Raw genomic sequence first — 14,188 nt, forward strand, 5'->3', positions numbered from 1 at the left:
GATGGATGCCGCCACGCGGGGCGGGGACCGGGCGGCCGACGTGCTGGCGCCCGGTCTCACCGCCGTCACCGGCGTGCTCTTCGATATCGACGACACGCTGGTGGACCTGGAGTTCGCCATGACGGCGGCCCTGCGCGGCGTCAGCGAGCATCTGCTCCCGGGCCTGGATGAGGCCTCCTGGGAGAAGTTCGGCCGCATCTTCACGAAGGAAACCACGCACTACTACGACCGCTACCTGGCCGGCGAGCTGACGTTCAACGAGCAGCGCCTGCTCCGCGGCCGCGCCGCACTGGGGCACTTCGGCGTCGAGCTCGCCGAGGGGGAGCAGGCCCATCACTGGGTCAGCTCCTACGCGAGCCTGCAGCACAGCTACATCCGCGCCTTCGACGACGTGGTTCCGCTGCTGGACGCCCTGGACGCCGCGGGGATCCCGTACGGTGCCGTGAGCAACAACGTCCACGACTACCAGCGCGTGAAGCTCGACGCCGCCGGGCTGGAGCGGATCGGCGTGCTGGTCGGCACGGACACCGTGGGCGTCCCCAAGCCGGACCCCGCCATCTACCTCGAGGGTGTGCGCCTGCTCGGTACCGGCCCGGGCGAGACGCTCTACGTCGGCGACAACCGGCTGCTCGACGCGGACGGCGCGACGGCGGCCGGACTGCTGGGCGTGTGGCTTAACCGCGGCGGAGACCCCGCGCCGGAGTTCAGCGGACGCGAGGTCTCCTCGCTGTTGGACCTGCTCGCCTGAGTTGACGTCCCTGGACGGCCTGGCGGGCTGGCCTGGGCGGTCCTTTAGGCCGGAGCCTGGGCGAGCCGCCGGTTCCGCAGCGCCAGGTAGGCGCCGACGGCGCCGAGCGCCAGCAGGGTCACCAGCCCCAGGGCCACGGCGACGTCGTTCTTGATCATGCTCGACGGCGACACCGCGGAGGCGCTGGAGAAAAGCGTGCCGGTGCCGGCGGCGATCTGCGCGTTGCCGTCGGCCAGCTTGTCGGCGCCGGTGGCGAGCTGCGTGGACCCCGCAGCGAGCTTACTGTTGCCGGTGTGAAGGTCGGAGGCGCCGGTGGCCAGTGCGGTGGATCCATTCAGCAGGCCCGGGTTTGCCGGGTCCGCGGGATCGCCCTTGATGCCCGTGTTCAGTGCCAGGGTTCCGTCCGCGAGCCGTGAGCTGCCGTCGGTCATCTTGGCCGTAGCCTTCAGCAGGCCCGGGTGCTCCGGATCGCCGGGTACACCGTCCATGCCCACCCGGATTTTCGAGGTGCCGTCCGCCAGCAGTCGGGTGCCCAGGACGACGCCGGGGTTGCTGGGGTCCTGGCTGTTGAGCTTGGCCGCCAGGGTGGCGAAGCCGGCGGTAAGCTTCCCGGTTCCGGCATGCAGCTGCCCGGCGCCGGTATTCAGCTGGGCAGCCCCGCTGCGGAGCTGACCGGCCCCGGCCTGCAGTTGCGAGGCGCCCGCGTCCAGGCGGTGGGCGCCGTCGAGGATCTTGGCGATCTTGTCCTTGACCACGGCCAGCGGAACCAGGCCCTGGACCGGATCACTGGCGGCGGCATTCAGCTGCTCCAGCGCCTGGGCAAGGGCCGCCGTTCCGGTTCCGGCCTCGGGGTTGTTGTTGGCGCCCCGGTAGCCCTTGAGCTGGTCGGTACCGGCGGCGAGCTGGTCCGTGCCGGCGGCCAGTTGGCCCGTGCCGGCGGCCAGCTGGCCGGCTCCTGCGTTGAGCTGGGTGGCGCCGTCGGCCAGGTTGTTTTCCGCGTTGCCACCGGCCGTGGGTGTCAGCGCGGCGGAGAGCTGGACAGCACCCGCCGCCAGCTTCTGGGCGCCGTCGTCCACCTGGTAGACACCGGGGGCGAGCTTGTTGTCCACGTCGGTCTGGATCTTGACCGCGCCCTCCGAGAGCTGGGTCGCGCCCTGCTGCAGCTGGTCCGCGCCGGGGGCGAGCTTGCCGGCGATGCCCTGGTGGATCTTCTCCGCGCCGTCCGAGAGCTTGCCCGAGCCGGTATTGGCCTGGCCAGCGCCGTCGGCGAGCTTCCCCGCGCCGTCCTTGAGCTGCTGTGCCCCGGCGGCGGCCTGGCCTGCGCCGTCGTTGAGGCGGGCGGACCCGTCGGTGATCCGGCCCGTGACCAGGGTGTAGAAGCCCAGCAGGGCGATCAGCAGCAGCGCCAAGACGGCGATGGCGATTTGTTGGGCCCGGTTACGGGGCGGAGCGATGGCGACACGACTCTGTGGCACTTTCTGTTCCTCTCGACGATTCAGCCGGCAACGGCTTCGCTGCCGGCCCCGCCAGTGTGATGCAGCTAACAGCCGTCTCCGGCCGTGGGGATGCTGCTTTTTGATTGGGGGAGGGTTTGGTTACTCGTTGGTAACTTACCGAGAGTAAACTTACCGGCGCCGGATTGGCAAGGGTTTTTCGCAGATTGACCGAAGTCGTCGGCCGCCAGGAGCGCCTTCGGGGGCGTACCGGCGGGGCCTTCGGGCCGATTTGTGCCGGACAAAAGTCTCGGGTAAAGTAATTACTCGTGCTGAGGCGCCGGGAGCGCGGGTTTAGGCCTGCGGAACCGGTCCGAAAGTCACATTGGGATATGGTGTAATTGGCAACACTACGGTTTCTGGTACCGTCATTCTAGGTTCGAGTCCTGGTATCCCAGCTCTGAAAATCCGCGGATTTCCGCGGAAAATCGGAGCATCTGAGTCGGTTCGACCGATTTGGAGAACAGCTGAAGATGTGAAACAATCTTCGAGCTGGAAAAGTGCAAGGCCCCATCGTATAGCGGCCTAGTACGCCGCCCTCTCACGGCGGTAACGCGGGTTCGAATCCCGCTGGGGTCACAAATTTCCCCCGGAGACTACGGTCTCCGGGGGATTTTTTATGCCCGGAGTGCCGCGGCCCGGCCGTCCCGGACCGCCGACCTGCCATGATGAAGCTGTGAGCGACCACGAGAGCACCAGTCCCGCCCAAGCGGGCCGGGCCGCCGCACGCCAGATGAACGCGGTAGAGCTGCTGGAGTCCGCCCGCCGCGACCTGGCCACCGTGGTCCTGCCGCTGGACCTCCCCGGGGTGGAAGACGCCCGCCGCGACGTCCGCAACGCCGCCGCCCAACTGGATGACTACATCCTGCCCCGCTACCGCAGCCTCGACGCGCCCCTGCTCGCCGTCGTCGGCGGGTCCACCGGCGCCGGGAAGTCCACGCTGGTCAACGCCCTGGTGGGCCACCCTGTCACCCGTGCCGGAGCGATCCGACCCACCACCCGCCAGCCCATCCTCCTGCACCACCCGGCCGACGCCGGCTGGTTCGAGGACCAGCGGGTGCTGCCCACGCTCGGCAGGATCCGCGGCACTGTCATCGCCGGGCCGCCCCCGGAGCAGCCCGCGTCGGTCCCCGCCGTCGGCGGGGAGACTGCCGCGGTGACCTCGCTGGTCCTCGCCGGCGACCCGGCGGTCCCGGCCGGCGTCGCCCTCCTGGACGCCCCCGACGTCGACTCCGTCTCCGATGAGAACCGCCGTCTCGCCGGACAACTGCTCGCCGCGGCGGATCTCTGGATCTTCGTGACGACGGCCAACCGCTACGCCGACGCCGTGCCTTGGCGTCTGTTGCTGGACGCCGCCGCCCGAGACATCACCGTGGCCGTGGTGCTGGACCGCGTGCCGCCGGCGGCCGAAGACGAAGTGGCCGGCGACCTGCGGACGATGCTCGAGCGCCAGGGCCTCGGCTCGGCGAGGCTGTTCATCGTCCCGGAGGTGCCCCTGGACCGTGAGGGCATGCTGCCGCCGGCCACGGTGGCGCCGCTGCTTGCCTGGCTGCGCGGAATCGCGGCGGACGCCGCCGGCAGGTCCGCAATCGCCCGGCGGACCCTCAACGGCGCCATCAAAGGTCTCGCCGCCAGGTTCGCCGCCGCTGCAGACGCCGTCGCGGCGCAGCAGGAAGCGGCCCGGCAGCTGGAGCTGGACGCCACGAACGCCTACGGGGACGCCGCCGGCCGCATCCAGGCCGCCACCCGCGACGGCGCCCTGCTGCGGGGAGAAGTGCTCGCCCGGTGGCAGGACTTCGTCGGCACCGGGGAGTTCTTCCGCGTCATGGAACAGAACATCGGCCGGATGCGGGACCGCGTCGGAGCGTTCTTCCGGGGCGAACCGGCCCCGGCGGTCCGCGTCGAAACAGCCATCGAGACCGGCCTGCAAGCGGTGATCCTCGACGAGGCGGCAAATGCCGCCGAGGAGACGGACCGGCGTTGGCGCTCCGACCCGGCCGGCCGCCGCCTTCTGGGGACCGACGACCTGTCCGGCACCTCGCCGGGCTTCGCGGACGCCGTCGCGGCCGAGATCCGGGCCTGGCAGGGAAGCCTGATGGAGCTGATCCGGACCGAGGGGCAGGGCAAGCGCACCCAGGCGCGCTGGCTGTCCTTTGGAATCAATGGGCTCGGTGCGGCGCTGATGATCGTCGTCTTCTCCATGACCGCTGGTCTCACGGGCTTGGAGATCGGCGTCGCCGGCGGAACGGCCGTGATCGGCCAGCGCGTCCTGGAGGCGGTCTTTGGCGAGGATGCCGTGCGCCGGCTGGCCAGGACCGCCCGCACCGAACTGCAGGAACGCTGCCAGCGCCTCCTCGACGACGAACGTAAGCGGTTCCTGGAACGCCTCGAGGCCGCGGCGCCGGACGCCGTTCCGGCCTCGGACCTGCAGGCGCGGGCCGCCGCCCTGTCAGCGCTGGCGGCCTCATGAACCGCCACGCCTCGGCCCGGGAGGCCTCCCGCCTGGACCGCCGGCTGGAAGCATTGGATGACGCGCGGCAACTGGCGGCCGGGGTGCTGCCTGACGAGACCTTGGACGGGGTCCTGCAGGTCTTGGAGCGTGCCAGCTCGCGGCGTTCCCTCTCCGCCGAACACACCGTGGTGGGCTTCTTCGGGGCCACCGGCAGCGGAAAGTCGTCGCTGTTCAATGCGGTGGCCGGCGCGGCCATCGCGACGGCGGCGGCCCGCCGCCCCACGACGTCGGAGCCGCTCGCCGGGATCTGGGGCGCCGAAGGCAGCGGAGAGCTCCTGGACTGGCTGGACGTGCGCCACCGGCATGTCGCCGCGGCCGTGCCCGGCTTCGCGGACGACTCCACCGGACTAATCCTGTTGGACCTGCCGGATATTGACTCCACCCGCGCCGAAAACCGGGCCATCGCAGAGCGCCTGACCGGCCTGGTGGACGTCCTGGTCTGGGTGGTGGACCCGCAGAAATACGCCGACGCGGCGGTGCATGACGACTTCCTCGCCCCGCTCGCCTCCCATGCCGCCGTGACCCTGGTGGTCCTCAACCAGGTAGACCGGCTGCCGGAACACGACGTGAGGCCGGTCCTGGAATCCCTCCAATCCCTGCTCCACCGCGACGGACTGGGTTCCGTGCAGGTCCTCGGAGCCTCGGCCCTCGTGGGGACCGGGGTGGATAAGGTCCGCGCCGCGATCCGCCAGGTGGCCATGCAGCGGCGCGCGCTGTCCCAGCGGCTGGCGGCCGACGTCGACCACGCGGCCCACCGCTTGGCCGAAGAATCCGGGACGGGTGAGGCCGCCGGCGTCCGGCCCGGCAGCCGGGAACGCCTGTCCCGGGAACTGGCCACGGCCGCCAACGTGCCGCTGGTGGTGGACGCGGTGGCCGCCTCTTACCGGCTGGAGGCGACGCGCCGGACCGGCTGGCCGGTGACCCGTTGGCTCGCCCGGCTCCGGCCGGACCCCCTGCGCAGGCTGAACCTGCGCCGGACCGGGGAACCGCCGCAGCTGAACCGGACCTCGCTGCCCCCCGCCGGTGCGCCGGAGCGGGCGCGGACCGACGCTGCGGTCCGGGACTTCGCCGATGCCGCCTCCGACGGCGCGCCGGGACCGTGGCGGGCGGCCATCCGCGCCGCAGCCCGGGAGGGCCGGGAGCAGCTCCCGGACGCGCTTGACCAGGCGATCGCCGGGACCGAACTGTCCGCGGGGCGGGGCTCCTGGTGGTGGCGGGTCTTCAACGTCCTGCAGTGGCTGGGTTTGGCGGCCGCGGTGGCCGGGCTGGGGTGGCTGGGGGTACTGGCGGCGCTGGGCTACTTCCAGCTGCCGGTTCCGGAGGTTCCCCGCGTCGAAGGCTGGCCGGTGCCCACGGTGCTGGTGGCCGGGGGAGTGCTGCTGGGTGTGGTGTTGGCGCTGGCGGCGCGGACCCTGGCAGGAATCGCCGCCAGGGCGCGGGCCCGGGCCGCGCGGCGCCGGCTGGAAGCCGCGGTCGACGCCGTCGCCCGTGACTTAGTGGTGGCGCCCGTCGAGCGCGAAGCCGGGCGGCTCGCCGCGTTCAACGGCGCCCTGAAGGTGGCGGCGGCCTAGACGCGCCCTCCCTGCAGGTCCGCGGCGGCGTCGCGGACCTTGATCAGGGTGCGCAGGTTGCGCGTGGTGGTGGAGGACTTGTACTTCGGTTTCGAGGAGAGCTTGCTGAACGGGCTGTCCAGGGTGCCGCCGGCCGGGGCAAGCCACGCCACCGCCTCGGAGCCCAGCAAGGTCAGTTCCACGCCGTCCACTGCGGTTCCGGCGTCGTACAGTTCGGCGAGGGCGCCGGCGTCGGAGGACAGCGTGACGTAGCTGTGCGTGCCGGCGTCGTCCGGCGGATACGGGCACGCGGCCACCAGCTCCGCCAGGCGTTCGGCGGGCAGTACCACCACCCAGGCGTCGTAGCCGAAAGCCTCGCGCAGGCACTCCTCGAACTCGGCCTTCACCCCGGCCGCGGGCAGGTCGCTGGTCAGGACCACGTTCCCGCTGGCCAGCAGTGTCTTCACGGAGCCGAAGGGCCGCTGCTTCAGGGCATCCTTCAGTTCGGCCATTTTGATGGTGATGCCGCCGACGTTGACCCCGCGAAGGAAGACCGCATAGCTGTTCATCCGCACAGCCTAGCGCCGGCCGCCGACGCCGGGGAGGATCAGTCGTTCGTTTTGCGCAGCGCCTCGGTCAGCGTGCGGGCGGCGTTGCAGACCACCTCGGCGTGCAGGCGGCCCGGCTGGCGGGTGAGGCGCTCGATGGGACCGGAGATCGAGACCGCGGCGATGACGCGTCCGGACGGGCCGCGGACGGGGGCCGAGACGGAGGCGACCCCGGGCTCACGTTCGCCGAGGCTCTGGGCCCAGCCCCGGCGTCGTACTCCGGCCAGGACGGTGGGCGTAAAGCGCGCGGCCTGCAGGCCTTCGAGCAGGCGGTCGTGGTCCTCCCAGGCCAGGAGCACCTGGGCGGCCGAGCCTGCCTTCATGGACAGCTGGGTCCCGACCGGGATGGTGTCGCGCAGGCCGATGGGGCGTTCGGCGGAGGCGACGCAGACGCGCCAGTCGCCCTGGCGTCGGAAGATCTGGGCGCTCTCGCCCGTGGCGTCGCGCAACTGCATCAGGACCGGGCCGGCGGAGGCAATCAGCCGGTCCTCGCCGGCGGCGGAGGCCAGCTCCACCAAGCGGCTGCCGAGGACGAAGCGGCCCTGGATGTCGCGGCTGACAAGCCGGTGGTGGACCAGGGCAAGCGCCAGCCGGTGCACCGTGGGGCGGGCCAGGCCGGTGGCCGCGACAAGCTGGGCCAGGGTGGTGGGCCCGGCCTCGAGGGCGTCGAGTACGTGTGCCGCTTTATCGATGACGCCAACGCCACTAGTGTTGTCCATGTAATGATATTGCCGTCTCAATATCTGAGATGCAAATCATTGCGCTGGCTTATTCGGTCAGCGGGCTGATTCAGTGGATAGCATCAACGCCGCCGGGCTGATCCCGGCGGCACTGGCAGCAGCGAACGCAGTGGAGGGAGCAGGCCGTGGGAAAGACATTGGCCGAGAAAGTCTGGGACGCGCACGTGGTGCGCAAGGGGGACGGCGAAGGCGCCAACGCCCAGCCTGACCTCCTCTTCATCGACCTTCACCTCGTGCACGAGGTGACCTCCCCGCAGGCGTTCGAGGGGCTGCGGCTGGCCGGCCGCCAACTCCGCCGGCCGGACCTGACGATCGCCACCGAGGATCACAACACCCCAACGCTCGCGATCGACAAGCCTATCGCCGACCTGACCAGCCGCACGCAGATCGAGACCCTGCGGAACAACTGCAAGGAATTCGGGGTGCGCCTGCACTCCCTGGGCGACGCCGAACAGGGAATCGTCCACGTGGTGGGCCCGCAGCTTGGACTGACCCAGCCGGGCATGACGGTGGTCTGCGGCGATTCACACACCTCCACCCACGGCGCCTTCGGTGCGCTCGCGATGGGCATCGGCACCTCCGAGGTGGAGCACGTCATGGCCACCCAGACGCTCTCGCTCAAGCCGTTCAAGACCATGGCCATCAACGTCGAGGGCACGTTGCGCCCTGGCGTGACGGCCAAGGACATCATCCTGGCGGTCATCGCGAAGATCGGCACCGGCGGCGGCCAGGGCTACGTGCTGGAGTACCGCGGCTCGGCGATCCGTGCGCTGTCCATGGAAGCCCGGATGACGATCTGCAACATGTCGATCGAGGCCGGGGCCCGCGCCGGCATGGTGGCCCCGGACCAGACGACGTACGACTACATGCAGGGCCGTCCGCACGCCCCCGAGGGCGCGGACTGGGACGCAGCGATTGAGTACTGGAACACGCTGCGGACGGACGACGACGCCGTCTTCGACGCCCAGGTGGACCTCGACGCCGACACGCTGGAGCCCTTCGTGACGTGGGGGACCAACCCCGGCCAGGGCGTCTCGCTGTCCGACAAGGTGCCCTCGCCCGCGGATTTCGGCGACGAGAACGCCAAGGCCGCCGCGGAACGCGCCCTTCAGTACATGGGACTGGAGGCCGGGACGCCGATGAAGGACATCCGGGTGGACACCGTCTTCCTGGGCTCCTGCACCAACTCCCGGATGGAGGACCTGCGCGCCGCCGCGGAGATCATCCGCGGGCGCACCAAGGACCCCAACATCCGCATGCTGGTGGTTCCCGGTTCCGCCCGCGTCCGGCTGGAAGCCGAGGCGGAGGGGCTGGACAAGGTCTTCAAGGACTTCGGCGCAGAGTGGCGGTTCGCCGGCTGCTCGATGTGCCTGGGCATGAACCCCGATCAGCTGGAAGTGGGGGAGCGCTGCGCGTCCACCTCGAACCGCAACTTTGAAGGCCGGCAGGGCAAGGGCGGCCGCACCCATCTGGTCTCGCCGGTTGTGGCCGCGGCGACGGCGGTGCGCGGCACCCTGAGTTCGCCGTCGGATCTTGACCCCGAGCCCGTGTCCGCCGGACACCGCTCCAGCGCAGCCTAAGGAGAGACGATGGAAAAGTTCACCACCCACACCGGCATCGGCGTCCCGCTGCGGCAGAGCAACGTCGACACGGACCAGATCATCCCCGCCGTCTACCTCAAGCGGATCACGCGGACCGGCTTCGAGGACGCCCTGTTCTCCGCCTGGCGCAAGGACCCGTCCTTCATCCTTAACCAGGAACCGTTCTCCGCGGGATCGGTGCTGGTGGCCGGGCCGGACTTCGGGACAGGGTCTTCGCGTGAGCACGCCGTGTGGGCGCTCAAGGACTACGGCTTCAAGGCAGTGCTGTCCTCCCGGTTCGCCGACATCTTCCGCGGCAACTCGGGCAAGCAGGGGCTGCTGGCCGCCGAGCTGTCGCAGGACGACATCGAATTGATCTGGAAGGTGCTGGAGAATGCTCCGGGCACCGAGGTCCGAGTGGACCTGGTGTCCAAGACGGTCGAGTGCGGCAATGTCGTTGCTCCGTTCGAGATCGACGACTACACCCGCTGGCGCCTCCTGGAAGGTCTGGACGACATCGGGCTGACCCTTCAGCACGAGGAAGACATCACCGCCTACGAGGCCACGCGGCCGGCATTCAAGCCCACGACGCTGCCCGCCAAGCTGGGCTGATTCTGTCGCAGGCAGAATGCTGCCGCTTCCACCGCCGCCGGGTTATTACCCGGCGGCGGTGTGGTTTAGTGGGCTCGCGGGTGACCCCCTGGGCCAGGCAACCTGGCACGCTGCCTGGGGCGGCGCCTGTTGCGGCGGGTTTCCGCTTCGGCGCCACAGAGAACGAGGTCGCCTACGAGAGCCTCCGCATAGGATCTCCGTGGTCCGCCGCCGCAGGTTCCCGGCAATGGCGGCGCGATAGAGGGATAGACGTGGCCGGTGGGTGTCGTCACTTCGAGGGCATGACGGCCATCGGGCGGTCTGGCAACGGGTTCTGCCCCGTTGACGCGCTGTGATCTACTGACGGGTCGGGCGGTCCAGCCGGGGGTTTCTTTGGTGTGGTTGCATGCTTCGCAGAGTCCGGCGCCGTTGGCGGCGGTTGTTTGTCCGCCGCGGTGCCAGGGGACGACGTGGTCGAGGTGCCGGATGGGTGCGTCGCAGTACGGGGTCCGGCAGGTGGTGTCGCGGGTTTCGATGAAGCGCCGCAGCCCGGCGGGGAAGAGCCGGGCCCGGGAGTCCATGCCGATGAGGTCCCCGGTGGCGGGGGCGGTGTAGAGCCGGCGGATCCAGACGGAGAAGTCCAGGCCGTCATGTGATGAGTCAGCTATGTTCCCGGGCGGGTCTTCGGGTTGAGTCGCTTCGCCTGCTCGGGTGTTCGCTGTACCGCCGGTGACTAGAAGTTTCCTGGCCCATGCGGCGGGGACGATGCCGTAACCGGTGAGCCTGGCGGGTTCGTTGTCGCCGGCGAGGAGGGTCCGGTCGGTCATGACGAGTTGGACCTCGATGCCGGTGATGCCGCCGGGTGTGCCGGTGACCCGTTCGACCAAAGCGTCCGCCATGAGCTGGCCTCGGGTCCGGGGGTCTCCGGTGGCGCGGGCGGTGTCGGCGTGCCGGGTCAGGGCGGCGTAGGCTGCGACTCCTGAGGCGACGGGGAGCAGGGCGGTGAGGTAGCACATGGTGTCCGGGGCTGGGCGGAGACTGACGGTGCGTTCGGTTTCGGCGTGGGCTGCGCGTTGGGTGACGGAGCGTGGGTCGTGGCGGTAGGCGGCGGCTTTGGCGGCGGAGATGATGGCGCGGTCTCCGGCGCCGTCGAAGGTGCCGGTGTCGGCGGCGAGTTCGCCGTCCACGGCGGCACGGTCGGCGGCGTCCAGGCAGGCGGTTTCGCGGACCAGCAGGGTGGCGCGCCATTCGTTCAGGCGGCCGGTGTCGAGGGCGGCCAGGGTGTGCGGCATCTCGGTGACCAGCGCCCGGGCCAGACCCAGGAGGCGGGAGCCTTTGGCCGGGGATTCCCGCCGCGCCAGGGCGACCTCGGCCGCGACCCCGGCGCCGAGCTGGTCCGCGGGCAAGCCGAGAGCGGCCTGCTCCCGCCGCCGGACCAGGTCTAGCGCCACCGCCAGCCTCGCCTGCCGGGCCGCGATCACCGACTTGCGGTCCTCCAGCGCCCGGAGCTCATCGATGATCGCCGCCGCGTCCCCCATCGCGACCGCGCCGACTGAATCCTCGAAAATCCTTCGACCGCCTTCCATGAACCCATTCAACAGCGAGGGTCTGACATTTATGGGAAGAGCTGCAGAGGAGCCGCTTACCGGGGTTGCTGTGGCGTTCATCAGCAGCTCTTTTAAGCGTTCCTTTCGGATCCCAAATGCGGTCCAGCACGGAGCCGCCGCATTGAATGCCGTTGGCTCGACTGAATCCTCGAAATGCTTCCGACCGCCTTCCATGAACCCATTCAACAGCGAGGGTATGACATTTAGTGATTGGGCCGTGGGCGCATAAAAGAATGGGGTGCTGGGGTGCCGTAGGCCGGCTCCCCGGGAGCCGTCGGGTCCCCGAGAACGGGTTCGTCCCCTATCCCGACGAGCCCACCCTCGCCCGGACAGCAAGGGCCGCGCACAGAATGACCGCCAGGCCGCCTGCGACGGTCAGCCAGCCCACCGGTTCGCCCAGGAGCAGCGCGGCCCAGCCGATGCTCAGCACCGGTTGCACCAGCTGGATCTGGCTGACCTTGGCCATCGGTCCCAGCGCCAGTCCGCGGTACCAGGCGAAGAAACCGAGGAACATGCTGACCACGGCCAGATACCCGAACGCCGCCCACTGGCCGGGATCGGCGTCGATCGGTTGCGCGACAACAGACAGAACAGTGAGGCCGGCCATGACCGGGAAGGCGCCAACCAGCGCCCAGGACACCGTCTGCCACGAGCCCAGTTCACGGGCCAGCAAGCCGCCCTCCGCATAACCGACGGCGGCCGAGGCCACGGCGCCCAGCAGCAGCACATCTGCCCACTGCGGCCCCTCGATCCCGCCGGACTGCAGCAGGCCGAACGCGGCGGCCGCCAGTGCCCCGGCCGCGGTGGCCGCCCAGAACCGGGTCCCCTGCCGGGTGCGGGTGCGGAGGACCACGGCGGCGGCCGTCGCGGCCGGCAGCAGCGCGATCACCACCGCGCCGTGGCTGGCGGCTGCGGTGCGGAGGGCAAAGGACGTCAGCAGCGGGAAGCCGAGAACGATTCCCCCGGCAACGACGGCGAGACGGAGCCACTGCCGCCGGGAGGGGAACGGCTGCCCGGTAGCCGCCAGGACCACCCCGCCGAGGACCGCGGCCACCACCGCCCGCCCGGCCCCAATGAACAGCGGGGACATCCCGCCCACCGTCAGCCGGGTCATCGGGACGGTCAGCGAAAATGCCGCCACGCCCAGGAGCCCCCACCCGTATCCCGTGGCTTGCCCCGTCGATAGCGGAGCGGAAACAATGACAGTAGCGCTACTATTGGCTTTCATGTCTGACAATAGCAGTTTGCGGATCGCCGATGGCCTCCGGGCCTGGGTGTCGGCCGCCGCGCCTGGGGCCCGGCTGCCGTCCACGCGGGCGCTCGTGGCCGAGTACCAGGCCAGTCCCGTCACGGTGCAGTCTGCGCTCCGGTCCCTGGCCGCACAGGGGCTGATCGAGAGCCGGCCCGGCGTGGGCACCTTCGCCCGTCCCCGCGCCCAGGTCCGGCCCTCCGACTACGGGTGGCAGTCAGCGGCCCTGGGTCCCACGCCAGGCGCGCTTCGGCCCAATCCCGCCGCCATGCGCGACGTGCCAAACGATGTCACCGCCTTCAACGCCGGCTATCCGGACCGAGAGTTGCTGCCCGGCCGTATGGTGCGTGCTGCCCTGACCCGCGCCGCCCGGAGCGATGCGGCCGTCGCCCGCCCGCCTGTGGCCGGGTTGCCGGAGCTCCAGGCCTGGTTCGCGCAGGAGCTCGGCACATCGTCGCTGCCGGACGTCCCGCCGCCCGTCGCGGCCGACGTCGTGATCCTCCCGGGATCCCAGAGCGGACTCAGCTCCCTCTTCCGCGCCTTGGTGGGCGCCGGCCAGCCGCTGCTCATGGAGTCGCCCACCTACTGGGGCGCCATCCTGGCCGCCGCCAGCGCCGGCGTGCGCATCATCCCCATCCCGAGTGGACCGGACGGGCCCGACGTCGAGGAACTCGCCCGCGCCTTCGAGGAAACCGGTGCCCGGGCGTTCTACGCCCAACCGAGCTTCGCCAACCCCACCGGCGCGCACTGGACGCGGAACCTCGGCGACCAGGTGCTGGATGTGGTGCGACGCTACGGGGCCTTCCTGATCGAGGACGACTGGGCCCACGACTTCGGCATCACCGCGGACCCTGCGCCGCTCGCCGCCCGCGACGGATCCGGCCACGTCGTCTACCTCCGGTCCCTGACCAAGAGCCTGTCCCCGGCCCTTCGGGTGGCGGCCGTCATCGCCCGCGGACCCGCCCGGGAACGGATCCTCGCGGACCGGCTGGCGGAGTCCATGTACGTCAGCGGCCTGCTCCAGGCCGCCGCCGTCGACGTCGTCACCCAGCCCGGATGGCAGGCGCACCTGCGCGGCCTCAAGAGCCAGCTGAAATCCCGCCGCGACCTGCTGCTCGACAGCCTCCGCGAGCACGCGCCGGCGGCACACGTGGCCTACGTCCCGGTCGGGGGACTGAACCTCTGGGCCCGGCTCCCGGACGGCACCGAAATGGACCGCCTGGTCCGGGACTGCGAGGCCGGAGGCGTGGTGATCGCCGACGGTGCCGGCTGGTTCCCGGCTGAGGCCTCGGGCCCCTTCCTGCGGCTCAACTATGCAGGCCCGAACCCGGCGGCGTTCCCCCGGGCCGCCCGGGTGCTGGGGGAGGCCTTGGGGCGCAACGGCCGATAGTCAGCCAACTGCCCATCGGGCCGGGACGCGGCGCCGTCGAACCGTGCCGTATTTCAGATCGGTAACGCGACCTCCTACACTTAGCGGGAGCCTTTGTAAGGATTTGGGGGCGAGTAGTCG

11 protein-coding genes and 2 tRNA genes are annotated in these 14,188 nt (G+C 70.6%); 8 read left to right on the forward strand and 5 right to left on the reverse strand.

Annotation, left to right across the window (positions count from 1 at the left end):
- Position 1: 1 nt before the first annotated feature.
- The gene (locus ACFVY3_RS03815) at positions 2–748 is read left to right on the forward strand and encodes an HAD family hydrolase (protein ID WP_400158812.1); all 747 of its coding nucleotides are present in this window, start codon (positions 2–4) and stop codon (positions 746–748) included.
- Between the two features lie 44 nt (positions 749–792).
- Here ACFVY3_RS03815 and ACFVY3_RS03820 read toward each other — a convergent pair whose 3' ends face one another.
- Complete coding sequence (locus ACFVY3_RS03820; protein ID WP_400158813.1) at positions 793–2,223, reverse strand: hypothetical protein; 1,431 nt, start codon at positions 2,221–2,223, stop codon at positions 793–795.
- Positions 2,224–2,567: 344 nt separating this feature from the next.
- Between ACFVY3_RS03820 and ACFVY3_RS03825 the strand changes: the two genes are divergently transcribed.
- The 4 genes from ACFVY3_RS03825 to ACFVY3_RS03840 all read left to right on the forward strand — a co-directional run bounded on the left by ACFVY3_RS03825 (position 2,568) and on the right by ACFVY3_RS03840 (position 6,324).
- Positions 2,568–2,639: transfer RNA gene (locus ACFVY3_RS03825), tRNA-Gln, on the forward strand.
- 108 nt (positions 2,640–2,747) lie between these two features.
- Positions 2,748–2,820 (forward strand) — tRNA-Glu (locus tag ACFVY3_RS03830).
- A gap of 97 nt (positions 2,821–2,917) precedes the next feature.
- The gene (locus ACFVY3_RS03835) at positions 2,918–4,711 is read left to right on the forward strand and encodes a dynamin family protein (protein WP_400158814.1); all 1,794 of its coding nucleotides are present in this window, start codon (positions 2,918–2,920) and stop codon (positions 4,709–4,711) included.
- Entirely contained in the window at positions 4,708–6,324 is a 1,617-nt protein-coding gene (locus ACFVY3_RS03840) for a GTPase (protein ID WP_400158815.1), read from the forward strand. The genes ACFVY3_RS03835 and ACFVY3_RS03840 overlap by 4 nt, the downstream gene beginning before the upstream one ends.
- On the opposite strand, the gene ACFVY3_RS03845 is transcribed toward ACFVY3_RS03840, so the two are convergent.
- Together ACFVY3_RS03845 and ACFVY3_RS03850 are read right to left on the reverse strand one after the other, a co-directional pair.
- A complete protein-coding gene (locus tag ACFVY3_RS03845) occupies positions 6,321–6,872 on the reverse strand; it encodes a DUF1697 domain-containing protein (protein ID WP_400158816.1) in 552 nt (183 codons plus the stop codon). The genes ACFVY3_RS03840 and ACFVY3_RS03845 overlap by 4 nt on opposite strands.
- 38 nt (positions 6,873–6,910) lie before the next feature.
- Positions 6,911–7,630: an IclR family transcriptional regulator gene (locus ACFVY3_RS03850; protein ID WP_400158817.1), complete on the reverse strand. Its 720-nt coding sequence runs from the start codon at positions 7,628–7,630 to the stop codon at positions 6,911–6,913.
- 146 nt (positions 7,631–7,776) lie between these two features.
- Here ACFVY3_RS03850 and leuC point away from each other — a divergent pair, with 146 nt between their 5' ends.
- Positions 7,777–9,231 carry a 3-isopropylmalate dehydratase large subunit gene (leuC, locus tag ACFVY3_RS03855; RefSeq protein WP_400158818.1) on the forward strand — a complete coding sequence of 485 codons (1,455 nt, stop codon included), beginning with the start codon at positions 7,777–7,779 and terminating at the stop codon, positions 9,229–9,231.
- A 9-nt stretch (positions 9,232–9,240) separates the two neighbouring features.
- Positions 9,241–9,843, forward strand: coding sequence for a 3-isopropylmalate dehydratase small subunit (gene leuD, locus ACFVY3_RS03860; RefSeq protein WP_290257497.1), 603 nt, complete (start codon positions 9,241–9,243; stop codon positions 9,841–9,843).
- Between the two features lie 65 nt (positions 9,844–9,908).
- On the opposite strand, the gene ACFVY3_RS03865 is transcribed toward leuD, so the two are convergent.
- A complete protein-coding gene (locus ACFVY3_RS03865) occupies positions 9,909–11,408 on the reverse strand; it encodes an HNH endonuclease (RefSeq protein ID WP_400158819.1) in 1,500 nt (499 codons plus the stop codon).
- A 322-nt stretch (positions 11,409–11,730) separates the two neighbouring features.
- Entirely contained in the window at positions 11,731–12,657 is a 927-nt protein-coding gene (locus ACFVY3_RS03870) for a DMT family transporter (RefSeq protein WP_400158820.1), read from the reverse strand.
- On the opposite strand from ACFVY3_RS03870, the gene ACFVY3_RS03875 reads away from it, so the two are divergent.
- Complete coding sequence (locus tag ACFVY3_RS03875) at positions 12,656–14,068, forward strand: PLP-dependent aminotransferase family protein (RefSeq protein ID WP_400158821.1); 1,413 nt, start codon at positions 12,656–12,658, stop codon at positions 14,066–14,068. The genes ACFVY3_RS03870 and ACFVY3_RS03875 overlap by 2 nt on opposite strands.
- Positions 14,069–14,188 lie beyond the last annotated feature (120 nt).

Origin of the sequence: Arthrobacter sp. BPSS-3, assembly GCF_044628475.1 — a bacterium.
Lineage (GTDB): Bacteria > Actinomycetota > Actinomycetes > Actinomycetales > Micrococcaceae > Arthrobacter.

Excerpts from the sequence above, each read along its gene's own strand:
- ACFVY3_RS03845 (WP_400158816.1), bottom strand. The coding sequence starts at position 6,872 with ATGAACAGCTATGCGGTCTTCCTTCGCGGGGTCAACGTCGGCGGCATC.
- ACFVY3_RS03840 (WP_400158815.1), top strand. The coding sequence starts at position 4,708 with ATGAACCGCCACGCCTCGGCCCGGGAGGCCTCCCGCCTGGACCGCCGG.
- ACFVY3_RS03850 (WP_400158817.1), bottom strand. The coding sequence starts at position 7,630 with ATGGACAACACTAGTGGCGTTGGCGTCATCGATAAAGCGGCACACGTA.
- ACFVY3_RS03875 (WP_400158821.1), top strand. The coding sequence starts at position 12,656 with ATGTCTGACAATAGCAGTTTGCGGATCGCCGATGGCCTCCGGGCCTGG.
- ACFVY3_RS03870 (WP_400158820.1), bottom strand. The coding sequence starts at position 12,657 with ATGAAAGCCAATAGTAGCGCTACTGTCATTGTTTCCGCTCCGCTATCG.
- leuD (WP_290257497.1), top strand. The coding sequence starts at position 9,241 with ATGGAAAAGTTCACCACCCACACCGGCATCGGCGTCCCGCTGCGGCAG.
- ACFVY3_RS03865 (WP_400158819.1), bottom strand. The coding sequence starts at position 11,408 with ATGGAAGGCGGTCGAAGGATTTTCGAGGATTCAGTCGGCGCGGTCGCG.
- ACFVY3_RS03815 (WP_400158812.1), top strand. The coding sequence starts at position 2 with ATGGATGCCGCCACGCGGGGCGGGGACCGGGCGGCCGACGTGCTGGCG.